Source organism: Simiaoa sp., assembly GCF_051972595.1.
GTDB classification, from domain to species: Bacteria; Bacillota; Clostridia; order Lachnospirales; family Lachnospiraceae; genus Acetatifactor; species Acetatifactor hominis.
Window position 1 is genome coordinate 18,349 of the sequence record NZ_JBOKRY010000026.1, and the last position, 25,550, is coordinate 43,898.

The 25,550-nt window shown below is 47.7% G+C and carries 22 protein-coding genes; 20 read left to right on the plus strand and 2 right to left on the minus strand.

Annotated features, from left to right (window positions below):
* Positions 1–46: 46 nt before the first annotated feature.
* The gene (locus ACTRDR_RS09990; protein ID WP_440527282.1) at positions 47–2,077 is read left to right on the plus strand and encodes a beta-galactosidase; all 2,031 of its coding nucleotides are present in this window, start codon (positions 47–49) and stop codon (positions 2,075–2,077) included.
* Positions 2,078–2,138: 61 nt separating this feature from the next.
* Entirely contained in the window at positions 2,139–3,473 is a 1,335-nt protein-coding gene (locus ACTRDR_RS09995) for an MATE family efflux transporter (protein WP_440527283.1), read from the plus strand.
* A 30-nt stretch (positions 3,474–3,503) separates the two neighbouring features.
* Here ACTRDR_RS09995 and ACTRDR_RS10000 read toward each other — a convergent pair whose 3' ends face one another.
* Positions 3,504–4,502 (minus strand): AraC family transcriptional regulator, encoded by a 999-nt coding sequence (locus ACTRDR_RS10000; protein WP_440527284.1) that lies wholly within the window; start codon positions 4,500–4,502, stop codon positions 3,504–3,506.
* Positions 4,503–4,929: 427 nt separating this feature from the next.
* On the opposite strand from ACTRDR_RS10000, the gene ACTRDR_RS10005 reads away from it, so the two are divergent.
* The 15 genes from ACTRDR_RS10005 (at position 4,930) to ACTRDR_RS10075 (ending at position 22,822) form a co-directional block, all read left to right on the plus strand.
* Complete coding sequence (locus ACTRDR_RS10005; RefSeq protein WP_118550863.1) at positions 4,930–5,883, plus strand: ABC transporter permease; 954 nt, start codon at positions 4,930–4,932, stop codon at positions 5,881–5,883.
* Positions 5,884–5,895: 12 nt separating this feature from the next.
* On the plus strand, positions 5,896–6,825 hold the full coding sequence (locus ACTRDR_RS10010) for a carbohydrate ABC transporter permease (protein WP_440527286.1): 930 nt from the start codon (positions 5,896–5,898) through the stop codon (positions 6,823–6,825).
* 84 nt (positions 6,826–6,909) lie between these two features.
* Positions 6,910–8,631: a hypothetical protein gene (locus ACTRDR_RS10015; RefSeq protein ID WP_440527287.1), complete on the plus strand. Its 1,722-nt coding sequence runs from the start codon at positions 6,910–6,912 to the stop codon at positions 8,629–8,631.
* A gap of 185 nt (positions 8,632–8,816) precedes the next feature.
* Complete coding sequence (locus ACTRDR_RS10020) at positions 8,817–9,869, plus strand: glycoside hydrolase family 88 protein (RefSeq protein ID WP_440527289.1); 1,053 nt, start codon at positions 8,817–8,819, stop codon at positions 9,867–9,869.
* The gene (locus ACTRDR_RS10025; protein WP_440527291.1) at positions 9,870–11,282 is read left to right on the plus strand and encodes a rhamnogalacturonan acetylesterase; all 1,413 of its coding nucleotides are present in this window, start codon (positions 9,870–9,872) and stop codon (positions 11,280–11,282) included. It begins immediately after the preceding gene.
* 66 nt (positions 11,283–11,348) lie between these two features.
* A complete protein-coding gene (gene gnpA, locus ACTRDR_RS10030; protein WP_440527293.1) occupies positions 11,349–13,499 on the plus strand; it encodes a 1,3-beta-galactosyl-N-acetylhexosamine phosphorylase in 2,151 nt (716 codons plus the stop codon).
* Between the two features lie 71 nt (positions 13,500–13,570).
* Positions 13,571–14,881: a glycoside hydrolase family 28 protein gene (locus ACTRDR_RS10035; protein ID WP_440527294.1), complete on the plus strand. Its 1,311-nt coding sequence runs from the start codon at positions 13,571–13,573 to the stop codon at positions 14,879–14,881.
* 27 nt (positions 14,882–14,908) lie between these two features.
* A complete protein-coding gene (locus ACTRDR_RS10040) occupies positions 14,909–16,417 on the plus strand; it encodes an alpha-N-arabinofuranosidase (RefSeq protein ID WP_440527295.1) in 1,509 nt (502 codons plus the stop codon).
* Between the two features lie 15 nt (positions 16,418–16,432).
* Positions 16,433–16,717 (plus strand): DUF6171 family protein, encoded by a 285-nt coding sequence (locus ACTRDR_RS10045; protein ID WP_176863707.1) that lies wholly within the window; start codon positions 16,433–16,435, stop codon positions 16,715–16,717.
* A 150-nt stretch (positions 16,718–16,867) separates the two neighbouring features.
* The gene (locus ACTRDR_RS10050; protein WP_440527297.1) at positions 16,868–17,992 is read left to right on the plus strand and encodes a GGDEF domain-containing protein; all 1,125 of its coding nucleotides are present in this window, start codon (positions 16,868–16,870) and stop codon (positions 17,990–17,992) included.
* Complete coding sequence (locus ACTRDR_RS10055; RefSeq protein WP_440527299.1) at positions 17,993–18,979, plus strand: Gfo/Idh/MocA family protein; 987 nt, start codon at positions 17,993–17,995, stop codon at positions 18,977–18,979.
* 70 nt (positions 18,980–19,049) lie between these two features.
* Positions 19,050–20,402, plus strand: coding sequence for a putative glycoside hydrolase (locus ACTRDR_RS10060; RefSeq protein WP_440527300.1), 1,353 nt, complete (start codon positions 19,050–19,052; stop codon positions 20,400–20,402).
* Positions 20,386–20,994 (plus strand): hypothetical protein, encoded by a 609-nt coding sequence (locus ACTRDR_RS10065; protein WP_440527301.1) that lies wholly within the window; start codon positions 20,386–20,388, stop codon positions 20,992–20,994. Before ACTRDR_RS10060 ends, ACTRDR_RS10065 begins: the two co-directional genes overlap by 17 nt.
* Positions 20,995–21,228: 234 nt before the next feature.
* Complete coding sequence (locus tag ACTRDR_RS10070) at positions 21,229–21,852, plus strand: flavin reductase (RefSeq protein WP_118547071.1); 624 nt, start codon at positions 21,229–21,231, stop codon at positions 21,850–21,852.
* A 19-nt stretch (positions 21,853–21,871) separates the two neighbouring features.
* On the plus strand, positions 21,872–22,822 hold the full coding sequence (locus tag ACTRDR_RS10075; RefSeq protein ID WP_440527303.1) for an L-lactate dehydrogenase: 951 nt from the start codon (positions 21,872–21,874) through the stop codon (positions 22,820–22,822).
* On the opposite strand, the gene ACTRDR_RS10080 is transcribed toward ACTRDR_RS10075, so the two are convergent.
* Positions 22,819–23,466 (minus strand): Crp/Fnr family transcriptional regulator, encoded by a 648-nt coding sequence (locus tag ACTRDR_RS10080; RefSeq protein WP_440527305.1) that lies wholly within the window; start codon positions 23,464–23,466, stop codon positions 22,819–22,821. The two genes, ACTRDR_RS10075 and ACTRDR_RS10080, sit on opposite strands and share 4 nt — an antisense overlap.
* Before the next feature lie 101 nt (positions 23,467–23,567).
* On the opposite strand from ACTRDR_RS10080, the gene ACTRDR_RS10085 reads away from it, so the two are divergent.
* The 3 genes from ACTRDR_RS10085 (at position 23,568) to ACTRDR_RS10095 (ending at position 25,313) form a co-directional block, all read left to right on the plus strand.
* The gene (locus ACTRDR_RS10085) at positions 23,568–23,891 is read left to right on the plus strand and encodes a cupin domain-containing protein (RefSeq protein WP_022154036.1); all 324 of its coding nucleotides are present in this window, start codon (positions 23,568–23,570) and stop codon (positions 23,889–23,891) included.
* A 211-nt stretch (positions 23,892–24,102) separates the two neighbouring features.
* Complete coding sequence (locus ACTRDR_RS10090) at positions 24,103–24,840, plus strand: 4Fe-4S binding protein (RefSeq protein ID WP_440527307.1); 738 nt, start codon at positions 24,103–24,105, stop codon at positions 24,838–24,840.
* Positions 24,841–24,881: 41 nt separating this feature from the next.
* On the plus strand, positions 24,882–25,313 hold the full coding sequence (locus ACTRDR_RS10095) for a hypothetical protein (RefSeq protein ID WP_440527309.1): 432 nt from the start codon (positions 24,882–24,884) through the stop codon (positions 25,311–25,313).
* Positions 25,314–25,550: the final 237 nt, after the last annotated feature.

A 25,550-nucleotide genomic window follows, 5' to 3' on the forward strand; every position in this document is an offset into this window, starting at 1 on the left:
AAAAGAAAGACTTGAATAGGAAGGCTTTTGAGGAAAGGATTACAAAATGAAAAACATGGAAAAGGAAGTATATAGCTATAATAGCGAATACTTAACCTGCAACAACAGACCGATCCTGCCCATCATGGGAGAATTCCATTTCTCCCGCTATCCGGAAGGGGAATGGAAAACAGCACTTAAGAATATGCAACAGGGCGGTGTAGACATCGTTGCTACGTACGTGTTTTGGATTCACCATGAGGAAGTGGAAGGTGAGTGGGATTTCTCCGGCAGAAGAAATCTGAAGGCGTTTTTGAAGTGCTGTCAGGAAGCCGGAATGAAAGTATGGCTGCGTATCGGTCCGTGGGCACATGGAGAGTGCAGGAACGGCGGTTTCCCGGACTGGCTGGTGGAGAAAGAAAAGCGGGGCAAACTGTCTCTTAGAACGGATGATCCGCAGTATCTGAAGTATGTGGACATCTTTTTTACCAAGATTGCCGAGCAGGCGGATGGCTATATGCATAAGGAGGGCGGCCCCGTCATCGGCATTCAGATTGAGAATGAGTACGGGCATGCCGGTGGCCCTCCCGACAGGGAAGAGGGCATGGCGCATATGCGCACACTCAGAGCTATGGCGGAGAAAAAAGGATTGACTGCTCCCTATTTTTCAGCGACCGGCTGGGGAGGTGCCTATGTACCGGAAAGATTCCTGCCGGTGCTTGGCGGGTATGTGGATGCTCCGTGGGCGAATCATACCCACGAACTTGCGGCAAGTGAGAATTTTTTGTTTCAGCCTTTTCACGACGATGCCAATATCGCATCGGATTTCGCCGAAGGACAGAGCGGTTTTACCTTTGATACAGAGGAATTCCCTTACCTGACGGCGGAACTGGGTGGGGGACTGCAGGTGACGGCGCACAGACGCACCTACCCTTACCCGGACGATATCGAGGCACAGACGATCTGCATGTTGGGAGCAGGGGCAAATCTGATCGGGTATTATATGTACCACGGCGGCGTGAATCCTGACGGAAAATATACCACCCTGCAGGAGTCGAAGGCAACCGGCTATGCCAATGATCTTCCTGTGAAAAGCTATGATTTTCAGACGTGCCTGCGGGAAAACGGTCTGCCGTCAGAAAGTTATTATCGACTGCGCAAACACCATATTTTTATCAAAAATACAGAAGAACTGCTGGCACCGGCGAAAGTGTATCTGCCGGATAATATCCCCGAGCCCGTGGGTGCAGAAGATATGAAGACTCTGCGGGCAACCTTCCGTTATAATAAAACGGCGGATTGTGGGTTCTTATTTATCAATAATCACCAGAGAAAACGGAAAATGACGGAGAAACAGATCACACCGGAAAAGCCATTACAGTTTACGGTGACAGATGTTGAAGGAACACAGAGGCAGATTATTTTCGACCGGATCCATGTGCGGACGGATGCGATTCTGGTGCTGCCTTACAATCTGTCGGTGGTGATACGGGGAGAGCAGTTCAGGCTTCGGAAAACCAATGCCTCTTATCTGGGATGCTTTGGCGGAACTTATTATTTCTATACGGATGAGGAGCCGGAGGATATTTATTTCGAGTGGAGTGATGGCAAAGATCATGCGGAAGCGGTAAGGATCCTTACCATACACGATGCGGAGCATTTTTGTTATATGCAGGAAGGGGCAGATGAAAAGGGCAAGGTGAGTCTGCTGCCGGATCTGCACTTTGCGGAAGCCGGTAAGGTGCGGATCACGGATGCCGGACAGGCAGTGGAAAGCATCTGGAACGTATATGGTCAAACAGAACCAACCGTCTATGACTTAACCTTGGAATATGAGTATCATCCGGCGGATGCACTGTCAGGTGATGTCTGGCTGGAACTGGATTTTGGCGGGGACTGCGCACGCTTGTATCAGGACGGAAAACTGATTGACGACTGGTTCTCTAATGGTGAACTATGGCGTGTGGCTCTGAAACGCTACGGTTGCCCGACACAACTGACCCTGGAACTGGATCCGTTCAAAATGGATGTCTATTACGATCTACCGCCGAAGCGGGAGATGCGTCTGGCAGGGGCGAGACTGCTGCGGCTGAGTTGACCGGCCCCCGGTCTGGCGGAACTCATTTTGGAAACAGAAGGATAAAAAAGAGGATACGTAAATGAAAGATATGACACAGGGCAAACCATTAAAACTGATCATTGGTTTTGCCATACCGATGTTGATCGGCAACATATTCCAACAGGTATATAATGTGGCAGACACAGTGATCGTGGGAAGATTTTTGGGCGAGAGTGCTCTGGCGGGCGTGGGAAGCACAGGAACGCTGACCTATTTCCTGTTGGCGCTGGTCAGTGGCATGTGTAACGGTGCCGGACTGGTGGTGGCACAGTGTTTTGGCTGTGGTAATAAGGAACGGCTGGCGAAGACCGTGACGGCACTTGTCTGGGTGGCAGGGGTGTTGACCTGCATCATGTCACTTGTCGGAATCTTCGGCGCAGAATTTTTCCTGCGGCTCTTAAGCGTGCCGGAGAATGTCATTGGTTATTCTGCCGAGTATCTGCATATCATCTATACGTTTGTGTTCGGCAGCGTGATCTACAATGGCTGTGCGGCGATCTTAAACAGTGTGGGAGATTCCAAGACTCCGCTGCGGGCAGTGATCGCTTCCTCTGTGGTGAATATTGTCTTTGACTTATTTTTCATTATTGTGTGCAAGATGGGAGTGGCGGGAGCAGCTTATGCGACGATTCTGGCGCAGTGCACTTCAGCGGTGATCTGTTTTGTGAAAGTGTGGAAAGTGAGAGAAGAGATCGGATTATCTCTGATGAAGTGTAAGCCGGAAGCAGGTTATATCCATCTGGTGGTAAAGACCGGATTCCCGGCGGCGTTTCAGTCCTGCATGATCGCTTTAGGCGGCATGAGTGTACAGAGACTGGTGAATTCCTTCGGCTCGTCCACCATGGCGGCTTACGTGGCGGCAAATCGTGTGGACAGCGTGGCAATTCAGGTCATCGTCTCTATCGGAACGGCACTTTCGGTATTTACCGGGCAGAATATTGCGAAAAATCAATATGACAGGATCCGGGAAGCTCTCTATAAGACACTAACGGTCATGGTGGGAGCAAGTATTTTTATTGCTGCCGTGGTACTTATTTTCCGGGTGCAGTTAATGATGCTGTTTTTGGATGCAAACGAATCGGGAGAAGCCATCGGCATCGGCTGCACGTATCTGACGATCATCGGCGTAGCCTATGTGATCGCCGACGTAATGCAGAGCTATCAGAATGTGATCCGTGGCGCCGGAGATGTGAATACCTGCATGGTGGCAGGACTGACGGAGCTGTCCGGCAGAATCGTGTTCGCGTATCTGCTGTCCAAAATCTTAGGTGTGACGGGAATCTGGATCGCCACACCCCTGTCCTGGAGCTGCGGATGCATCATTCCCGTGATCCGGTATTACTCCGGCAAATGGAAACACAAACGGCTGGCTTGATGCCCGGAACTACCGGAATGCAGAGTGCGGTTATTCCGGTCGCATCCATCCGGCGAATTCCAGAATGGACTGATTTTCCGCTTTTTTCTCGCTCTGCTGCATCTGCTTGCGGTATTCTCTGGGAGACATCTGCATCAGCTTGATGAAGTAGCGGTTGAAGCTGGAAACGGAATGGAAGCCCACCATTTCGGAAATATCCAAAATGGAATGTTCTGTACTGCGCAGCAGGATACAGGATTTCAGGATCCGGGTATTGTTCACATAGTCCAACGGGGAGGTGCCCATGATATCGTGGAAGACCCGGCGGAAATGGGTAGGACTCCAATGACACAGCTCTGCCAGGTATTCGATGGTAAACTGCTGCATATAATTTTTTTCAATGTATTCCAGAGCGGGTGAGATCACCAGAGAGTTTTCGGCGATCTCGCCCTCTTTTTTGCGGTCCTTAAGGGCTAGGATATCGGGAGAGCCCGGTTTCGCAGTGTCTGGGTTGACACCGCCAAGGCTTTCAATCCGGTACAGCTCGATATAGAGGGAACACAACAGACTTCTGGAACTGATCTGGTAGCAGGGATTCTGCTCCTCCAGCTCATGAATGATATAGGACACCAGATAGTTGATGTGAGGGAAATCCTCTTTGCTGAAAATATAGCGAAATCCCGGGAAGCCGTCTGTGGACAGATCATAATTTTTCCAGGAAGCGGGGAGAAGATTGCGGAACAGCTCCCTCGGATCCAGAAACAGATAAGACCAGTGGCTCCTGGTACCGGGAGTGCTGTAAGTGGTGTGGGGAACGTTACGGGGCAGGACAGTGACATCACCGGCATGGAAGGACTGCTTCTCGCCATTGATCTCTAACGTGCCGCTGTCGGAATGACAGAGCCCGATCTCCAGACAATTATGGAAGTGAAGACTTCCGCTGGGGATATCCGAGATCTTCCAATAATCACCGGACAGAAGCAGTACGGGGAACTGCATGGGCAGATAGTAGCTTCTGTATTCTGTAACCACTCGCTTGGATTTCGCCATTTTCAACCTCCTGTGAATCTTGTATAAATCCATTGTGCATCCTGTATGACACTGTGAAAAAACGACTTACTGCCATGTAAATAATGTCTATACATTATATATAACAATTAAACTGGACAAAATCAACCATTATATTGTATAAATAATAAGTGCACTTTTGGAACCGTTCCCGAAAAGATGGCTAAAAATGGTTAAAAACATTGAAAAATATGGCTCTTTTTCAAAGAATATACGTCATAAAATGCAAAAATGAACGAAACAATAAAACTAACGAAAAACGAACATAATTTATAATGGTTGTTTTTGCACAGTTTTTTATAACGTTTGATTAGAAAAATGCGACAACGTGTATGATAATATGCTTACAAGGTTACAAAAAGTGTACAAAATGACGAGGAAATATAACTGACACTTGAGGAGGTTCGATATGGCAAAGAAGAATGCAGCCAACGTGGCGGGCGTAAAAACGAAAACCACTTGGAAACAAGCTTTTAAAAGAGACTGGCAGTTGTATCTGCTTCTATTGTTTCCACTGATCATGGTAATTGTATTCAGCTACGGTGCTTACCCGGGACTGCGGATGGCCTTCATGGATTACAAACCGGCGAAGGGATATGCAGGCAGTGAATGGGTGGGAATGAAGACATTCATTAAAATATTCAAGGATGCCGACTTCATGAGAGCGCTCCGCAATTCCGTAGTGTTCAATCTGGCAGACCTGTTAGTTGGCTTCCCGATGCCGATCATTCTGGCACTGATCCTGAATGAATTAAGATATCCCAGATTCAAAAAGGTATCCCAGACGATCCTGTATCTGCCGCACTTCCTCTCCTGGGCCATCATCGGAAGTGTAGCGATGACAATGTTCCGCCCCAACTCCGGTCTGGTGAATATCCTGTTAACCAATATGGGAATGATCTCTGAAGGAATCCCGTTCCTGAATGAGAAATGGCACTGGGCAGTGACTTATCTTCTGATCGGTGTATGGCAGACAATGGGATGGGGCACCATCCTCTACCTGGCAGCGATCACCGGTATCAACGGAGAACTGTACGAAGCAGCCATGATCGACGGTGCAAACCGTTGGAAGAGAATGTGGCATATCACACTTCCCGGTATCAAGAGCACAGTAGTAACACTGCTGATCCTAAACCTCGGACGTGTCATGGGAAGTAATTTAGAGCGACTGACGGCGTTAGAAAATTCGCAGGTCAAGGACTTCCAGTATCAGCTGGCTGTCTACATATATAATAAAGGTATCGGAGCCGGAAAGTTCAGTGCGGCGACTGCGGTTGGTCTGTTCCAGTCACTGATCGGACTGATCCTGGTTCTGCTATCTGATAAATTTGCCAAGAAGCTCGGCGAAGATGGATTATTGTAGGAGGTGAGAGTGATGAAGAAAAAAGAAGTGAATATCAACGAAGAATCTACCTCCGCAGGCGGAGCTCATGCGGTTAACAAATTCCGCATCAGCGATTTTGTCATGATGGCAGTGATCGTTATCCTCTGTGCCAGCTGCGTATTACCTTTCCTGCATGTGGCAGTGAAATCCATTTCCGGTAATACCGCAGTAATGTCCAAGAGCGTTTACTTTTGGCCCAAGGATATCACCTTCGATGCTTATAAGAAGGTGTTTGCAGACAACTCCATGACATACTCAATGATCTTCTCGGTGATCGTTACCGTGATCTTCACGGCTCTGGGAATGCTGGTATGTACCTGTGCCGCTTACCCTCTCTCCAAAAAGAGGCTGAAAGGTAAAAAGTTACTGACCTTCCTGCTGATGGTACCGATGTACTTCAGCGCCGGCATCATCCCAAGCTACCTGTTATATCAGAAGCTGCATGTGCTGGACACTATGTGGGTATTGATCTTACCTCTGATCTATTCCCCGTATAACATGCTGATCATGAAGAACTACTTCCAGAGTACGATTCCAGACAGCTTAGAGGAATCCGCTTTCCTGGATGGTGCAAGTAACTTCCAGATCTTGAGCAGGATCGTATTACCGCTGTCCAAACCGATCCTGGCAACATTGTCTCTGTTCTACGCAGTAGGTCGTTGGAACTCTTATGCAGACAACATGTACTACACCAAGAGCGCAAACCTGAAGCTGATCCAGTACAAGCTATATCAGCTGGTGGCATCCGCAGCAGAAGCGCAGACTTCCTCCCTGGCAGATAATGGTAGTGCGATTCAGTCCACTCCCGAAGTGTTACAGGCAGCCAGCATCATGTTCGTAACAATTCCTATCATTATCATCTACCCGTTCCTGCAGAAGTATTTCGTACAGGGTACCATGATCGGAGCAGTAAAGGGTTAAGAGAAACAAAAACAACCATGTTAGTTTTCCCCGAAGCCGGGGGTACACATAAAACTATGTATTTTATTTAAGGAGGATTGATTTATGAAGAAGAATACTCTTCACAAGGTAATGGCAACGGCACTGGTTGGTGCTATGGCAATGGGAACTCTGACCGGATGCGGCGGTAGCACTGACGCAGGTGCGGATGCTTCCACAAAGGATACCGCAGCGGTAAGCACAGCAGCAAGCACAGATGCAGGAACAGCAGCAGTAGCAGGTATTGATGGCTGGGAGCCTTTCGCAAGTAATGTTACTTTACAGATTCCCGTATACGATCGTGGTTCTTCTGGAAACGGATGCTCCGACGTAGAGAACAACTACTGGACCAAATGGGTACAGGAGAATTTCGGTGACAAGTACAACATCACAGTAGAATATGTAGGAATTACCCGTAGCGACGTTATGACCGATTACGCTATGCTGGCAGCAAGCCAGAGCCTTCCTACGATCTGTATGGAATATGACTATGATAAGCTGGCAAGCTGGCAGGCAGACGGCTATCTGCAGACCTACGATGTAGAAGAGTTCAAGCAGATCGCTCCTACCTACTGGGAGACCATGGTAGAGCATGGCAACGACGCTTACACCAAGCTGGCTGATGAAGATTATCTGGTACTTGGTTACAGACCTTACGGCAATACCACTTATACCTGGTGTACATTCTATCGTCAGGACTGGCTGGAGGAAGCAGGATTTTCTGAGTATCCCGTTGGCGATAACACCAAGCTGTTAGAGCTGTATGCAAAACTGGTAGAAAATGGTCACAAGTATCCCTTAAGCGGTAAGAAAGTAAGCGGCGCAGGTATCGACCAGAACTACGGTTACAGAGATTATCCTCAGGATGAAACTACATGGGCAACCACCGGCGACTATCAGATTCCCTCACTGTCCACGGAAGCTCAGAAGAGATTCTTAAAATGGGAGAACGAGCTGTACAACGATGGTTACTACAATCCTGAGTACTACTTAAGAGATGCTTCCGAGGCAGAGGCAGACTTCATCAACGGTGAAGCATTTACCTGGACCGGATATGTATCTTCTACCATGAACGTACTGAATTCCTTCTATGAGACCAACCCCGATGGCAAGCTGGCAGTAGCAGTTACTCCTTCTACCTGGACACAGGATGAGACCTGGGGATCTTCCGCTTCTTACAGACCCGGAACCAACTTTGGTATGATGATCGGCTTCGCTAACGATGCTACCGAGGATGAAGTAAAAGCAGCTATGATGTATCTTGAGTGGCTGAACCAGCCCGAGAACCTGTTCACCATGCAGTGGGGTATTGAAGGCGTGAACTTCAACTACGATGACAACGGTGATCCCGTAGCAGTAGCAGATCAGACCGGTCTGGATGAGCAGCAGGGTCACAACAACAACGTAGACTACTGGTGTGCAGTAACCGCAGTCAAGACTCTTGGTTCTATCGAGAAGGACATCAAGGCAATCACCCCTCAGGGTATTCCTCAGGACTTCTATGATCAGATTCTGGCTAACTACAACGGACAGGTTGCTATCTATGAAGCAGGCAAGGCTAACTCCGACTGTCTGTTCGCAACTTCTATCGATGCAGTAACCGAGTACAATCAGACTCTGTATGATCTGTACACTGAGTATCGTGATAAGCTGACCATGTGCTCTAAGGATCAGTTCGACGCTCTGTATGACGAACTGAGCCAGAAGTACCTGGAGGCAGGTTACCAGGAAGTTATCGATGAGAGACAGGCTGCACTGGATGCAGGTAATACCACCAGACTTCAGTAAGTAAAAAGATTTATTACAGTAAGTACATACAGCCCCCAGGCATGAATGGCTTGGGGGCTATATTAGAAATACAATTACTTTGAATCGTTGAAGATGTTTTATGTTTTTTTCTGACGACCTGTTTTACAATAAAAACAGATGTGGGAAAAGAATATAAACCGCCAAAAGGCAGAAACGGAGGAATTATGTTAAAGCTGGAATATGACAAAAAAGAGATAGAGGAAGTCATTGATAAAATTGTGAAAAAGACCATGAATATGGATCTCACCTGGGATTGGCCCTGTGGTGTGGCATATTACGGAATCAGTGATGCTTATGAGAAGACCGGGAAAAAGGAATATCTGGAGCTGTTAAAGGATCGCATCGACGAACTGATCGATCTGGGGCTGCCTAAGGTATGGACCGTAAATGCCTGTGCTATGGGACATTGTCTGATCACCTTATACCAGGCAACGGGAGAGCAGCAGTATCACGATATTCTCATGAGCAAGATCGCTTATCTGAGAAAAGATGCTCTTCGCTTTGGAGATCATGTATTACAGCATACGGTATCTGCCAACAATGATTTCCCGGAGCAGTGCTGGTGCGACACCTTGTTCATGGCGGCATTTCTGATGCTGCGTGTGGGAGTATTGGAACACGATGAAGAGTTAATTGATGATGCGCTGAACCAGTATTACTGGCATATCAAATATTTACAGAACCCCAGCAGTGGGCTCTGGTATCACGGCTATGACAATATTGCCAAAGACCATATGTCAGGTATTTATTGGGGAAGAGCGAATGCCTGGGCAGCATTTACCATGTCACAGGTAGGAGGTATCCTGCCCCAGTGCTATCTGTATCCCAGGTATATCGATGTGGCAGGTTCTCTGAATGAGCAGCTGGCTGCCCTGAAGGTATACCAGACAGAGAACGGACTGTGGAGAACTGTGGTGGATGATCCGGAATCTTATGAAGAGATCTCTGCATCTGCGGGAATTGCCGCAGCAATGCTGACCAGAGGCAATCCTTTACATAGCAAATACATCAATAAGGCGATCAAGGGGCTGCTTGCCAACGTAAGTGAGGACGGTAAGGTAATGAATGTCTCCGGCGGTACCGCTGTTATGAGAGACAAGGAAGGCTACCGGGGAATCCCCAAGGCGTATATCCAGGGCTGGGGACAGGGACTGGCATTATCATTTTTTGCAACTTTGTTAGTATCCGACGAGATTGAGAAGGATGGTGCGTTATAAATGTTTCGCAGAAATTTTCTGTTCGGGAAGGACGGAGGAACTGCCAATCTGATCGATGTGGGCAGTGACGACCTCTATCAGCCCGGAAAAGGCTATGGCTTTGTAACAGAGAAAAACAGAAGAGAACAGGAAGGACTGCAGATCCGGGAACTGAATTCGTCTTTTGAACCGATGTACTGGTATCAGAACGAGAATCTGACCTTCCTTAGAGAAGATGAGAATGGCTGCTATTTGGATTCCACAGAAGAAGTGGCAGCCCTGGAGGCACAGTCAGGAGAAAAAATGCCGGGTTCTCCCAGACGGATCCCGTTACTCTTCAAAGTGGATGTGCCCAGACAGGGCAATTATAAGGTCACGCTGACCATCCGCTCCGAGGAAGAGATGGGAGAGGTATTGATCTTTACCGGTAGAAGACGTCTTGCTTTTCGCGGCAGAGTACAAGCAGGAGAGTTCACTTATACCATGGCGGTGAATGTCTGCGATATTGTACCGGTGGGGTATTCGCATATTTTTGCGGATAAGACCGTGGACATTGCGGTGCTGGCAGACAGACCAAGAATCAGTGCTCTTACGGTGGAAGAGATGAATTGTCCCACCGTATATCTGGCAGGAGATTCCACGGTGACGGATCAGCCCGGAGATTATCCCTATTATCCCGGTACCTGTTACTGCGGCTGGGGACAGATGCTTCCGGCATATCTGGATACCAGACTTTCCGTGTCGAACCATTCTCATTCGGGACTGACCACAGATACGTTCCGCAAGGAGGGACATTATGCGGTGATCGAACAGTACAGCAGACCCGGCGATTATGTATTTTACCAGTTCGGTCACAATGATCAGAAGCTTCCAAAGCTGCAGGCAAAGGACGGCTATCAGGCGAATCTGCGCCGCTATATCAAAGAGAATCAGGCAAGGGGTGTCTATCCGGTACTGGTAACCCCCATTGCAAGAAATACCTGGAGACTGAGGGATCAGACCTATCTGGATCTGTTGGAGGAATTCGCAGATGTGTGTTTGGAGCTGGGAGCACAGTACAATATTCCCGTGCTGGATCTCCATGCCCATAGTAAGGAATACGTTCTGGAAAAGGGATTACAGGATGCAAAACCGATCTTTTTCCCGGGAGATTATACGCATACCAATGACTTCGGCGCTTACAAAATGGCCGGTTATGTGGCGGAGGAGATTTGTGAAAAATGCTCCGGATATTCTGAGAAAGCTTATGCTTATCTGGCAGGGTGCGTGACGAAAGGCTTCGGCGCATGGGAACCTGTGGGGCAGATAAAAGTGCCGAAGAAGCCGGAAATCTACAAAGACATTCCGGACCCGGCGGGAGATCAGGTATTGTTGTCTGAGGCAGAGCAGTTGGAGCGTGTCGTAAGACTGTGCCTGAAGGAAGAACTTCTGTAACGGGAACAAGTAAGAAAATAAGCAAGAATAACCAGAAAAAAGCAGGAATATGAGGAGGAACTCAGAATGGGAAAAGGTGGTTTTACCTTACCGGGAGAATCAGGATATGAAGAACTGACTCTGAAAATGGCGGAAAAATGGGGCGCAGATGTGATCCGTGACAGTGACGGCACCGTGCTTTCCGATGAGATCACCCATGCTGGCTACGGCATCTACTCCACCATCTGTATTATCAGAGATCATAATGCCTGGGCAAAGGAGAACCAGGACAAATTGCAGCAGACTTTTCTGTGTACGCCTCCTTGGGTGGCAGAGAATGATACTGTAACGATCGGATTGATGGACAGTTTTTTTGCGGAGCAGTTCCGGATCAACGACAGTGCAGAAAGCTTGGAATATTGGGAAGTCTATGACAGAACCGACAACGTTAAGATAAGCAATGCAGACTGGAGCTATGATAAAGAGAAGGGAAGCGTGACATTATTCGGAATCACCCCTTTCCATAAGTATACGGTGAGCTTCTTAGCCTATCGTATCTGGGAAGAAATCTCCATGTACAACCATACCACGAACCATTGGAACAAGGAGCATCTGATGCAGATCGATCCCAGATACCCTGAGAATCAGGAGTATCTGCTTGGCTGGATGAAGAACTGGTGTGAGACCCATCCGGATACCACCGTGGTACGTTTTACCTCTATGTTCTATAATTTTGTGTGGATCTGGGGCAGTAGCGAGAGAAATCGGAATCTGTTCTCTGACTGGGGGTCTTATGATTTCACCGTCAGTGTTCCGGCATTGCAGGAATTCGAGAAACAATACGGTTACCGTATGACAGCGGAAGATTTCATCAATAAAGGACAGCTTCATGTGACCCATATGCCGGGGAATGCGAAGAAGGCGGATTGGATGGCATTTATCAATGATTTCGTTATTTCTTTCGGCAGGAAGCTGATCGATATGGTTCATTCCTACGGTAAAAAGGCGTATGTCTTCTACGATGACAGCTGGGTAGGTGTGGAGCCTTACAACGGAAGATTTAAAGAGTTTGGCTTTGATGGACTGATCAAATGTGTCTTCTCCGGGTACGAAGCAAGACTGTGTGCGGGCGTGGATGTGCCTATACATGAACTGCGTCTGCATCCGTACCTGTTCCCTGTGGGACTGGGTGGTGCACCGACCTTCATGGAGGGCGGTAATCCGGCACTGGATGCGAAAAAATACTGGAACAGCGTAAGACGGGCCCTGCTGCGTGCGAAGATCGATCGGATAGGCCTCGGCGGATATCTCCATCTGGTGGAGGATTTTCCGGATTTCTGTGATTATATGGAAAAAGTGGCAGATGAGTTCCGGCTGATCCGCGGTTTCCATGATGCGGGAGAGCCTTACCGTATCAAGACGCGTGTGGCAGTGCTGCACTCCTGGGGTGCCCTTCGTTCCTGGACCTTATCCGGACATTTCCACGAGACCTATATGCATGACCTGATCCATATCAACGAGGCACTGTCCGGACTTCCCGTGGATGTGAAATTTATATCTTTCGAAGATGTAAAACATGGTATACTGAAGGATGTAGATGTAGTGATCAATGCGGGCAGAGCCGGAAGTGCCTGGAGCGGCGGAGATGCCTGGAAGGATGAGGAGCTTGTCACCGCACTTACGAAGTGGGTACATGAGGGCGGCTGCTTTATCGGTGTGAACGAGCCTTCCGCAGTGGAAGGATACGATACATATTTCCGTATGGCACATGTGCTGGGAGTCGACGAAGATACTGGCGCAAGAGTATGCCACGGTAAGTGGACTTTCGTGGCAGCGGATCCGGAGAGACTGATCCCGGAAGGCGCCGGTGTGGAAGCGAAGGAGAACCGCTATCTGACGGATGGTAAGGCACAGGTACTTTTAGCAGACGACGAGAAGCCACTGATCACATTGAATCCGTTTGGTAAGGGACTGGGGATCTATCTGTCTTCCTTCCAAGTGAATCTGTGGAATACCAGGATGTTGTACCAGCTGATCCGCTATGCGGGCGGAGAAGGCATTTCCGGCAACTATATGACCGACAACCTGTATACGGAGTGTGCTTATTACCCGGAGAGCAAAAAGCTGGTAGTCATCAATAACAGTGACACCGGGCAGACCACCACAATCCCTACGGAAGCTGGTGCATGTACGGTAACCATTGCACCATACGATACTACTTTCCTGGAAATCGGATAACCGGATAGTAACGATCAGAGACCAAAATCCGGCGTTCGGATTCTGAGGAACGGAACGCAAAGGAGCTGGAAATGGATAGCAAAAAAATAAGACATACAGAATATTTTCCCGACGGAACCCCGATGGATGACTGGTTCTATGAGACGAAGATCCCACAGCTGTCAGAACTTGGAAAACAATATGTTCTGACGAAATACGGAATCTGGGATGATGGGAGGATTTATACCAAAGAGATCCAGAAGGTCATTGATCTGGCGGCAGAGGAAGGCGGCGGTGTCCTGGTGGTACCGCCCGGAACCTATCTGACAGGATCGATTTATTTCAAACAGGGAGTGCATCTCTATGTTTCCGCCGGAGCCACATTAAAGGGCAGCAATGATATTTCGGATTATGATTTGTGTGAGACCCGGATCGAGGGAGAGACCTGCCTCTACTATGCGGCACTGATCAATGCAGACGGGGTGGATGGTTTTACCATGTGCGGACCGGGTACGATTGACGGTAACGGTCTTAAGGCATGGAGAGCCTGCTGGCTTCGCTGGAAATGGGGAGGTGGTGGTAACAAGGAGGAACAGCGCCCCCGCCTTGTGTATCTGTCGAATTGTAAAAATGTCCTGATCGCGGATCTGCGTTTACAGAATTCTCATTTCTGGACCACACATATTTATAAATGCGATCATGTGAAATACTTAAATTGTCAGATCTATTCCCCGGCAGGACCGGTTCCCGCACCCAGTACGGATGCCATCGACATAGATGTCTGTACGGATGTGCTGGTCAAGGGCTGCTATATGGAAGTTAATGACGATTCTGTGGTATTAAAAGGCGGTAAGGGACCTTGGGCGGATACCCAGCCGGAGAACGGCATCAATGAGCGGATTCTGGTGGAGGATTGCGTCTACGGTTTCTGTCATGGGTGTCTCACCTGCGGTTCGGAATCCGTACATAATCGGAACATTCTCGTGCGCAGAATCAAGATCAAGGGAGCAGCGAGACTGCTGTGGCTGAAAATGCGGCCGGACACCCCACAGCGCTATGAATACATTACCGTGGAACAGATCGAAGGCAGGGTAAAGGAATTCCTTAAGATCTATCCCTGGACACAGTTTTTTGATCTGAAGGACCGTAAGGACAGACCGCTGTCCTATGCCGATCATATCACCATGCGGGAATGTGATTGTGTCTGTGATACATTTTTTGATGTGATCGCGGATGAAGAGCAGTATCTTCTGACAGATTTTACACTGAAGGATCTGCGGATCCGGGCAAGAGTGGATAATTTTTCAGAAGACAAGTTAAGAAGTGTAGTATATGAAAATGTACAGGTAGAAGAAAGTACGGAGCCTGCGGAGAACTGGCATGAAGTGAAGGGCTTCCAATAATAAACGCTCTGCGGAAGGGAGATTAATATGGCAAAGGTGTATATTAACGAAAAAAACAAGAAGGGACATATCAACCCGGAACTCTACGGTAACTTTTCCGAGCATCTGGGCAGATGTATCTATGAAGGACTGTATGTGGGAGAGAATTCCGAGATCCCCAATACCAACGGCATGCGTAACGATGTAGTGGCAGCACTCAAGGAGATGAAACTTCCGGTGCTTCGCTGGCCCGGCGGTTGTTTCGCGGATGAATACCACTGGAAAGACGGTATCGGACCGAAGGAGAACCGCAAGAAAATGATCAACACTCATTGGGGTGGTGTGACCGAGGACAACAGCTTCGGTACCCATGAGTTCTTCGAACTGTGTGAACAGATCGGCTGTAAGACCTACATCAATGGCAATGTGGGAAGCGGTACTGTGCAGGAAATGTCCGAGTGGGTAGAGTACATGACTTTTGACGGGGTATCTCCCATGGCAGACCTGCGTAGGAAAAACGGTAGAGAGAAAGCCTGGAAGGTGGATTATTTCGGTGTCGGTAACGAAAACTGGGGATGCGGCGGCAATATGACTCCATCCTACTATGGCAATCTGTACCGCAGATACCAGACCTATGTGAGAAATTATGATCAGAAGCACCCCATTTTCAAGGTATGCTGCGGTCCCAATGCCGGAGACACCTATTGGACGGAAGAAGTGTTAAAGACTTGTTTTGAAAATGCACCGGAATGGATGCATGGCTTTATGGACGGACTTTCCCTGCATTACTATACACTGCCGGAGGATAACTGGTCCCATAAGGGCAGTGCACTGGATTTCGATGATGCGGCATGGTACAAGACTCTGGCAAAGGCTTTTAAGCTGGATGAACTGATTCATAAGCATTCTACGATCATGGACAAATACGATCCCGAGAAAAAGATCGGTCTGATCTGTGACGAGTGGGGGACCTGGTACGATGTGGAACCCGGCACCAATCCTGGATTTTTATACCAGCAGAGCACCATGCGTGATGCATTGGTAGCGGGACTTTCCTTAAATATTTTCAACAAGCATTGTGATCGTGTGAAGATGGCAAACATCGCACAGCTAGTAAACGTATTGCAGGCAGTGATCCTGACCGAGGGACCGAAGATGCTGCGGACACCGACTTATCATGTATTCCATATGTACAAATACCATCAGGATGCGGATCTGGTGGAAAGCTATATCGATGGTGTGGAACAGATCGGAGAAGACGAAAAGTTCAAGGTTCCCCATTTACAGGAATCCGCTTCCGTGGATAAGGACGGTGTCGTGACCATCACCCTGAACAACCTGTCCATCGATAAGGCAGAAGAGGTGGAGATTGCATTCACAGAGTGCGACCCGAAGCAGGTAAGCGCAGCGATTCTTACCAATGATATGCATGCTTACAATACTTTCGAGGATCCCGACAAGGTGCACGAGGAAGTGTTTACAGATTATAAGATCGAGAACGGAAAGATCACATTTACCATGCCGGCATGCAGCGTGGTGATGTTACGGATAAAATAAGCAATAAGAACAGTCATGGAAGAAAAGCAAACAATAGAAACGATAGAAGTTACAAGAAAATATCCCTGTCGGAAATGCCTGTTGCGGGAAATGGATCAGAATGCCTATATGGAAAGTCTGTATGCGTATATTGCCAGGCTGGAGCCCGGGATCAAGGCAGATGAGACAATTTATGAAAAGCGGCTTTCTGTATGTAAAAGCTGTAATTACCTGAATGAAGGACTGTGTGGAGCCTGTGGGTGCTTTGTGGAACTCAGGGCTGTGATCGCCCAAAATGTATGTCCCTACCAGAAGTGGTAGGGGCATATTTTTGTATGCTTCACTATTTTAACTGTTAATTCAACTGTTAATTTAGCGTAAATAAATGCAAAAACAATCAGAATATGTTATACTACATTTGCTGTACACTAAGCAATGAGAAAACAAATGATAGATACATAGGATATTGCAATGGAAAATTACCAGGAACAGTATAATCAGGAATTACATCAGCAGGAGATTAACTCGAATTTAAGTACATTGAAGGGATATTTCTGGATCGTTGTGACCATACTGGTACTTTGGCTGCTGACGCTTACGCGTATTTTTATTGTGGATGCCGGAATCTTTACCATGGCGGTGGGATTGTCCATGGTCATGGGAATTCCTGTTTTGTACATTTACAAAAAAGTAGATCTGTCGAAGCACTGGGTAAAATATGTGCTTTTGACACTGATCTGTGTGATCTCCGCGATCTTTGCCGCCTTTTTGTCTTTCCATGCGGTGCTTATTTATGTATTGCCTTTACTTCTGGCAGTGCAGTATCGGGAGAAACAGACGCTTTGGATCACTTATGCAGTGAACGATGTGACCATGACCATCAGTATGGTGGCAGGATTCTACCATGGAATCTGTGATCTGAACGTGCTTCTGGGAAGTAATCACACCAGAGACTGGTATCTGGAACAGTGGGCAGCAGGGACAATGCAGTTTGGCATTGAACCGGATCCGGTGTTCGTGATCCTGTTCTATGGCGCACTGCCCCGTGCGGTGATCCTTCTGATGTTCACTGCCATCCTGCGCTATATCAGTATCAGCAGCCATGAAGATGCGCAAAGAATCGCTGATCTGACTTATCGCAAAGAGACCGACCTGGGAACGCATGTGTACAATAAGAACAAATATGAGGAAATGATCGAGACTTATTATCCGGAAGTACGCAGACTGGCGGCTATTTTCTGGGATGTGAATAATTTAAAATATGTCAATGATAAATACGGTCACGCTGCCGGGGATGTTCTGATTCAGACATTATCCTCCGTACTGTATGAATTGTCTACGGACCGACGTAAGGTTTATCGTGTGGGCGGGGATGAGTTTGTTATGATTATCGAGAATCCGGTAGAAACCGAGATAGAGTCCATGATAGAGACTGTAAAAGCCGATCTCATGGAAAAAGATGGGCAGGGAGACATCCCAATCTCCAGTGCCGTAGGCTGGGCGGAAGGCTGCGGCGTGGATATCTGCAAGATCGTCCATGAAGCAGATACGAAGATGTATGAAAATAAAAAACGCGGAAAGGAAGGGAGAGAATAGATGGCAAACTGGGTGAGTGCCGGCTGCGGCGTTATAGCCAATGAACTGGCACAGGCTATGGAAAAAAGAGGGCAGAAGCTGTATGGTGTCGTGAACCGTACGCAGGAGAAAGCAGTGGCTTTTGCAGAAAAATACGGTGTGCAGAAGGTCTATACAAGCTTTGAGGAAGCCTGTGAGGATCCGGCAGTGGATATCATCTATATCTCTACGCCTCATAATACGCATATTCAATTTTTACGAAAAGCTCTGGCAGCAGGTAAGCATGTGTTGTGCGAGAAATCCATTACGTTAAACTCCGGAGAACTGGAAGAAGCCATGCAGCTGGCGAAGGAGCACGGCGTGGTTCTGGCGGAAGCTATGACAATCTACCATATGCCAATCTATAAGGAATTGTTAAAACGAGTGAATGCGGGTGACCTCGGAGAACTTCGCGTGATACAGATGAACTTCGGAAGTTATAAGGAATATGACATGAAGAACCGGTTCTTCAACCGGAATCTGGCGGGCGGTGCATTATTGGATATCGGAGTATATGCTCTTTCTTTTATAAGAATGTTCTTAAGCTCCTGTCCGGATCAGATCGCCTCCCAGGTGAAGCTTGCACCTACGGGAGTGGACGAGCAGGCGGGGATCCTTTTAATGAATCCGAAGCAGGAAATGGCGACAGTGACATTATCTCTGCATGCCAAGCAGCCCAAGCGGGGCATGCTATCTTTTGACAAGGCTTATGTGGAGATGTATGAATATCCCAGAGGACAGAAGGCAGTGATCACCTACACGGAGGACGGTCATACTGAGGAACTCCGGGCAGGAGCCACAGCGGATGCCCTGGCCTATGAGGTAGAGGATATGGAGCGGGCAATTGCCGGACAACCGGAGGTCATGAAGTTGAATTATACGCAAGATGTCATGCATATGATGACAGAGATCCGAAAACAGTGGGGACTGACCTATCCGGAGGAAGAGCAGACCATGGGAAAAATCTGATAACAGTTTTCCGGCGGTAAAAAGAGCCGAAGAAAATATGACCAACCGTCGGCATGCAGGGAGAATACTGATGATACGAAACAAGAGTCTGGGGAAGAGACTTCTGGCGGCGGGGATTATGCTGATATTTAGTATGAGCGGCTGCGGAACAGACAATGAGATAGAGTTAACAGGGAATGGAATAGGAAGTGATGGAATAGAAGCTGCGGCAACGGTGGATTCTGCTGAGGTGACCGCTGCCGGGGAAACGGCATCGGATGTCACGGGTGGAGATGCCACAGCCCAAAAAACTGCGGAGGAGACGAATAAAGTGACCCCTGAGCCTGCCCCGGTTCCCCGGGAGCTGACTACTGCGGATCGCATGGTGGACCGGACGAAAGTAAAAGGCATCTATGTCACCGGTCCTAAGGCCGGCAGCACCGGAATGGAGGAGCTGATCGGGCTGGTGGATGAGACGGAACTGAACGCTATGGTCATTGATGTGAAAAATGATGAAGGAAATGTGACGTTTAGGCTGACGAATGAGGAGATTACAGAGAACATTCCCGTATTGGATCAGATATCCGAAATGCAGGCAGGAGTGCGCTACATCCGGGATATTCAGGCTCTGATGCAGGAATTGAAGGATCATAATATTTATACCATTGCGAGGATCGTATGTTTCAAGGATCCCATTCTGGCGGCGGCGAGACCGGAACTGGCACTGACGAAACCGGACGGTAAGCCGGTGACGGATGCCAACGGCCTGGCATGGGTGAATCCATACAGACAGGAGGTCTGGGAATATCTGACAGGTCTTGCCGAGATGGCTGCAGACTTAGGATTCGATGAGATTCAGTACGATTATGTGCGTTTTCCTGTGGGATCAGATGCCAATGCAGCGGACTACGGTGTGGATATGGAAGCCTATCCGAAGAGGCAGGCAATACAGGATTTTCTTGCCTATGCAGGAGACAGACTGCATGAAAAGGGATGCGTGGTTACGGCGGATGTCTTCGGCACTATCATCGGAAGCGAGACCGACGTGCAGACGGTAGGGCAGGATTACATGGCGCTGGGACAGACTGTGGATGCCATCAGTCCCATGGTGTATCCCTCTCATTATGCGAACGGGGTATTCGGATTGAAAGTGCCGGATGCGAATCCTTATGAGACAGTATTGGCGGCAATGCAGGGGTCTGTCGAAGCACTGCAGGAGATTCCGGAAGCAGAGCGGGCAGTGGTGAGACCTTGGCTGCAGGCATTTACCGCTACCTGGGTTCCGGGGCATATTTCTTATAACGGAACACAGATCAGGGAACAGATTCAGGCAGTTTATGATGCCGGTTATGAAGAATGGATCCTGTGGAATGCAACGAACCGTTACTCCGCGGAAGGACTGCTTGGTGCAGATGAGGTAGAGGATAATGAAAATAATCAATAAGATCATGATAGGAATCGCAGTGCTCTGTTTGCTATTGTGTGGCGGAGTTCTGGCGTTTGCCCTAAATCCGGACATGACCGGTTCATTGGCACAGATGCTGTATGGAACCGAAAACAATGCAGAGGCTATAACAGAGGCAGCAGAGGAAATCGGAAATCCCGGCAATATAGGTACAGATGGAAGTGTTTCGGTAACGCTGCCGGATCAGCCTGAAAACAGTCTGAGCGATTACATCAATCCGAATCCCCAGAACCCCCTGCGATATCCCGGCGGTAATACCGGAAACTCCGACAGCGACACAACAGCCACACCGGCTTCCAGAAGTGACGCTGTGACGGATTTAAATTCTTATTATGCAAATTGTATTACACAGTTAAATATGCTTGGGAGCGGAGATCAGCATTTTGACAATGTGGTGCCAAAGAGTCTGTGGAGTACCATTGAGCAGGCGTATAATACCGGAGCCTACGAGCAGGGATATGTGTCGGAGGTGCTGAAAAAACTTGGCATGGAGAACTTTGCGATTTCGCTGCAGTTGGTAGATCTCGGGGATGGGTATTACAGAGTATATCACAACGTGGTGACCTACTAAGAGGAACGTACAATATTTATAAAAGTGAGAAACACCGATATCTTAGGCTATCGGTGTTATTTTTAAATATAAAATAAGAATCATTACTATTATTATTGACAGATAATTACAGTTACGCTATAATCAGGGTATGAAATACATAAGAGATACGAAAAGAGAAATACAAAGTAAATAAATTGTGTTATGTAAGAGATACTAAAAGAAAACAACTCACAGGAGAAAAGGAGAAGTTATATGAATCATAAGGCAATGTACAAGTTAAGCTACGGATTATACATTGTAACCACACGGGATGCAGAGAAGATAAACGGTTGTATCGTCAATACCGCGATCCAGGCAGCTTCCACTCCGAATCAGATCTGCATCTGCATTAACAAGGCAAACTATACCCACGATATGCTGTTAAACACCGGTGTATTTAATGTATCCGTACTCAGCAGAACGGCAGAGTTTCCGTTGTATGAGCGGTTTGGTTTTCAGTCAGGCAGAGAAGTGGATAAATTTGCGGATTATACAGCATATAAAAATGCAGAGAACGGCGTGCCCTATATCACAGAAGGCACTAACGCATACATTGCAGTGAAAGTTACTCAGACCGTGGATCTGGGATCTCATACTATGTTTATCGGAGAAGTGACGGAGATGGAAGTATTAAGTGAAGAGCCATCCGCAAACTATGAGTATTATCAGGAAAATGTAAAACCCAAGCCGGTAGATACAGGGAAGACTGTGGACGGTCAGACAGTATGGCGTTGCACCATCTGTGGCTATGAGTATGTGGGAGAGGAGCTGCCCGAGGATTTTATCTGTCCATTGTGTAAACATCCGGCATCTGATTTTGAAAAAGTGATAAAGTAAATGACAGGAGGCCAGAATTATGAGTATTGACAGTAGAAAGGTAGTTGTAGTGGGCTGCGGATTTGTGGGATCTTCTTCCGCGTTTGCCCTGATGCAGAGTAAGCTTTTTTCGGAAATGGTATTGATCGATGCCGATCATGATCGTGCGGAAGGAGAAGCTATGGATATCAGTCATGGCATGGCATTTGCCAGTCCCATGAAGATCTATGCGGGTTCGTATGATGATATTACGGATGCCGCAGTCATTGTGATCACTGCCGGTGCCAACCAGAAGCCCGACGAGACGAGACTGGATCTGATCCGGAAAAACAGTGCCATTATGAAGTCCATTATCGAGGAGATCAAAAAGAGACCCTTTGAAGGAATCCTGCTCATTGTCTCCAATCCGGTAGACATTCTGACTTATATAGCCCTAAAGGAATCCGGCTATCCGGCCAACCGGGTCATCGGCTCCGGAACGGTATTGGATACCGGCAGATTCCGGTATGAACTGGGAGAACATCTGGGAGTGGACAGCAGAAGTATTCATGCCTTTATTATCGGCGAACATGGAGACAGCGAACTGGCAGCCTGGAGCGAGGCGAGAGTTGGTGGCATGCCTATCAACGATTTCTGTGAACTGCGGGGACATTATGATCATGAGGCATCCATGGAGAAAATATTTAACAGTGTGAAAAACAGTGCCTATGAGATCATTGCGAGAAAGCACGCAACCTATTACGGAATCGCTATGGCTGTATGCAGGATCTGTGCAGCAATTGTCCGTAATGAGCAGTCCATTCTGCCGGTATCCAGTCTGATGACGGGAGAGTACGGACTGGAGAATGTGGTGTTAAGCATTCCGGCAGTGGTGGATGAAAACGGTATTGAGACGGTGGTTCCTATTGAGTTAAACGAGAAGGAACTGGCTGAATTACAAAAATCTTCAGAGGTACTGAAAAAAGTGATAGCGGAATTTTATCCGGATTAGTCTAAAGGTTTTAATAATGTGAAATGACTGCGCTGTGTCTGCAGGATTCCAAGCTTTGTAAGCTTGCCGAGTTCCGCGGACATGGCGCTTCTTTCAACTCCCAGATAATCCGCCAGTTCCTGACGGTTGAAGGGGATGGTGAAATCATTGGAACCTTTCAGTTTTGCCTGATCGGTCAGGTACGCCATTAGTTTTTCTCTGGTGGTCTTGCGGGAGGTATATTTGATTTTCTGGTTCAGATACATGTTGTTCTGTGCCACGATCCCCAAGAGATTGCGGATCAGGGTATGATGAAACTTACAGCCGTTGTCACAGGTATTCAACAGTTTTTTCCCTTTTAAAAACATAATAGTGCAATCCTCCGCAGCCACGATATCCACAGGAAGATGAGGAATCCCGGCACAGACAAAAGCCTCCCCGAACAGGGAGCCCTCGGAGATGGAGGCAGTAATATTACGGTTGCCGTAGTAATCGTCCTGTAATACATGGATCGAACCGGACTCGACAATACCGATGAAATCTGCCGGATCGCCGGCATGCCTGATATACTCCTCCTTTTGATAGGATTTTGTATAGGCGTGCAGGCGCTTCAGCATAACGGGGATATCTTCAGGTAAAATATTCTGAAAGAGAGGATTGTGCATAATAAATTCTCCTTTTGTTGGAAAACCAACATACTTGATGGGATGATTCTAGTATAATCCCCTCAGAAAGTCAAGGAGAGTTCAGGAAAGGAAGGATAACGATGTATAAAAATATTGAAAAACAGACGAAACTAAATCTGAAGGAGCTGGTGAAATACCAGGAGGGGCAGGTAGTCAGCAAGACTCTTGTACAGAACGACTATGTGAGTATGACGATTTTTTCCTTTGACAAGGGCGAGGAAATCTCCACCCATGCAGCAGGCGGTGATGCTATGGTAACCGTTTTGGAAGGCAAGGGAAGATTCACCGTAGGCGGCGAAGTATTCTACGTGGAAGAGGGCGAGACTCTGATCATGCCCAAGGATATCCCTCACGCAGTATACGGTGAGGAGAGATTCAAGATGCAGCTGACAGTATCTTTCTGAGTTGTAGAAAAAATGCGGTTCTCTTTTGAGGTTTGTGCAAAATACCGTTTGTTTGGATTTCTTTGTTGGAAAAACAACATAATGAAATTCTGGATTTTGCAATACTGATCTTGTGATGAAACATAGGACGAATAATTAAGGTCAGATGTTTAGAAAAGTAAATGATGATTTAGAGACAAGCTAAGAGCATAGAAAAACCGAGGAGGAAAATATGATCCGAAAAATCATTCATATTGATGAAGAAAAATGCAATGGCTGCGGTATTTGTGCGTCTGCATGTCATGAGGGTGCGATAGATATTATTGATGGCAAGGCAAAGCTGGTCAGAGAGCATTTCTGTGATGGGTTTGGCGACTGTCTGCCCGGGTGTCCGACGGGAGCCATTACTTTCGAAGAGCGGGAGGCACCTGCCTATGATGAGGCGGCGGTGAAACAGGCACAGCAGTTAAAACAACAGGGAAAAATGCAGCGGGAGGGTATGCAGACTCCACATGGAGGATGCCCGGGAAGCCGTATACGACAGATGAACCGAAAGGAAGATGCAGCGGCAGTGACAGAAAACAGTAACGTCAATGATGCGATCAAATCTCAGCTGCGCAACTGGCCGGTCCAGATCAAACTAGCACCGTTGCAGGCACCCTACTTTGACGGAGCAAAGCTGCTCATTGCGGCAGACTGTACCGCCTATGCTTACGCGAATTTCCACAAAGAATTCATTCGCGGTAAAGTGACACTGATCGGCTGCCCAAAGCTGGATGCGGTGAACTACAGTGAGAAACTGACGGAGATTCTGCGGAACAATGATATTCAGTCCGTGACCATTGTGCGCATGGAAGTACCCTGTTGCGGCGGTCTGGAAATGGCGGCAAAAAAGGCTATACAGGACAGCGGAAAGTTTCTGCCCTGGCAGGTAGTGACCATCTCCATTGATGGAGAGATTCTGGAATAAAATGTTTTTGCTGAAAGCAAGTGCCTGAAAAAGGAGATTGTATGAAAATACATGGAGACAGCATCATCAGTGCCCTGATCGGGTTGGTGGGAGCCGTATCAAATAACGGAAAAACAGAGCAGACCGACAGAGTGATCCGGGAAGCGTTTCTGTGTTTGAAGGACGCAGGCAGCGAGGAAGAAATGGTACAGAAGATACATGCGGAGAAATTCATCATTGCGCCGGACTGTGCCACCTGCCTCAATCCCTGCGGCAATACTTCGGATTATGATATGGCGCAATTTTATGCAGCAGATGCGAATGTCATTGCCGCAAAGCAGGATATGATCGAGACCATTTGTAAAAAAATAAGGTTGTCGGAAAATGTCCCGGAGGATGTCTATCAGGGGATTGCCTATCTTGGGTATGATCTGGAACCAGAGGCTTATGTGCAGATACAGCAGAAGATTATATGCTATGATTTGATTCAATAAATTGAGAGTTTACGCGAGCAATGAGCCGCGCATAGGCATAAGTAAGGACAGCGATGGGCGCTTGCGCACAAATCGCTGTCTTTACTTATGCCGTGATGCGGCGAACGCCGCGATATGAAATAAGATTGGCAGCGTTTTTTTGCTGGCAATCTTATGAATAGCGGGGCTCATTGCGGATGTGACGAATCCCCGTAGCCCGCATTGGGGCTACTGTTTTCCTCTAAAACAGCCTTAAAC

Excerpts from the sequence above, each read along its gene's own strand:
- ACTRDR_RS09990 (WP_440527282.1), top strand. The coding sequence starts at position 47 with ATGAAAAACATGGAAAAGGAAGTATATAGCTATAATAGCGAATACTTA.
- ACTRDR_RS09995 (WP_440527283.1), top strand. The coding sequence starts at position 2,139 with ATGAAAGATATGACACAGGGCAAACCATTAAAACTGATCATTGGTTTT.
- ACTRDR_RS10000 (WP_440527284.1), bottom strand. The coding sequence starts at position 4,502 with ATGGCGAAATCCAAGCGAGTGGTTACAGAATACAGAAGCTACTATCTG.
- ACTRDR_RS10005 (WP_118550863.1), top strand. The coding sequence starts at position 4,930 with ATGGCAAAGAAGAATGCAGCCAACGTGGCGGGCGTAAAAACGAAAACC.
- ACTRDR_RS10010 (WP_440527286.1), top strand. The coding sequence starts at position 5,896 with ATGAAGAAAAAAGAAGTGAATATCAACGAAGAATCTACCTCCGCAGGC.
- ACTRDR_RS10015 (WP_440527287.1), top strand. The coding sequence starts at position 6,910 with ATGAAGAAGAATACTCTTCACAAGGTAATGGCAACGGCACTGGTTGGT.
- ACTRDR_RS10020 (WP_440527289.1), top strand. The coding sequence starts at position 8,817 with ATGTTAAAGCTGGAATATGACAAAAAAGAGATAGAGGAAGTCATTGAT.
- ACTRDR_RS10025 (WP_440527291.1), top strand. The coding sequence starts at position 9,870 with ATGTTTCGCAGAAATTTTCTGTTCGGGAAGGACGGAGGAACTGCCAAT.
- gnpA (WP_440527293.1), top strand. The coding sequence starts at position 11,349 with ATGGGAAAAGGTGGTTTTACCTTACCGGGAGAATCAGGATATGAAGAA.
- ACTRDR_RS10035 (WP_440527294.1), top strand. The coding sequence starts at position 13,571 with ATGGATAGCAAAAAAATAAGACATACAGAATATTTTCCCGACGGAACC.
- ACTRDR_RS10040 (WP_440527295.1), top strand. The coding sequence starts at position 14,909 with ATGGCAAAGGTGTATATTAACGAAAAAAACAAGAAGGGACATATCAAC.
- ACTRDR_RS10045 (WP_176863707.1), top strand. The coding sequence starts at position 16,433 with ATGGAAGAAAAGCAAACAATAGAAACGATAGAAGTTACAAGAAAATAT.
- ACTRDR_RS10050 (WP_440527297.1), top strand. The coding sequence starts at position 16,868 with ATGGAAAATTACCAGGAACAGTATAATCAGGAATTACATCAGCAGGAG.
- ACTRDR_RS10055 (WP_440527299.1), top strand. The coding sequence starts at position 17,993 with ATGGCAAACTGGGTGAGTGCCGGCTGCGGCGTTATAGCCAATGAACTG.
- ACTRDR_RS10060 (WP_440527300.1), top strand. The coding sequence starts at position 19,050 with ATGATACGAAACAAGAGTCTGGGGAAGAGACTTCTGGCGGCGGGGATT.
- ACTRDR_RS10065 (WP_440527301.1), top strand. The coding sequence starts at position 20,386 with ATGAAAATAATCAATAAGATCATGATAGGAATCGCAGTGCTCTGTTTG.
- ACTRDR_RS10070 (WP_118547071.1), top strand. The coding sequence starts at position 21,229 with ATGAATCATAAGGCAATGTACAAGTTAAGCTACGGATTATACATTGTA.
- ACTRDR_RS10075 (WP_440527303.1), top strand. The coding sequence starts at position 21,872 with ATGAGTATTGACAGTAGAAAGGTAGTTGTAGTGGGCTGCGGATTTGTG.
- ACTRDR_RS10080 (WP_440527305.1), bottom strand. The coding sequence starts at position 23,466 with ATGCACAATCCTCTCTTTCAGAATATTTTACCTGAAGATATCCCCGTT.
- ACTRDR_RS10085 (WP_022154036.1), top strand. The coding sequence starts at position 23,568 with ATGTATAAAAATATTGAAAAACAGACGAAACTAAATCTGAAGGAGCTG.
- ACTRDR_RS10090 (WP_440527307.1), top strand. The coding sequence starts at position 24,103 with ATGATCCGAAAAATCATTCATATTGATGAAGAAAAATGCAATGGCTGC.
- ACTRDR_RS10095 (WP_440527309.1), top strand. The coding sequence starts at position 24,882 with ATGAAAATACATGGAGACAGCATCATCAGTGCCCTGATCGGGTTGGTG.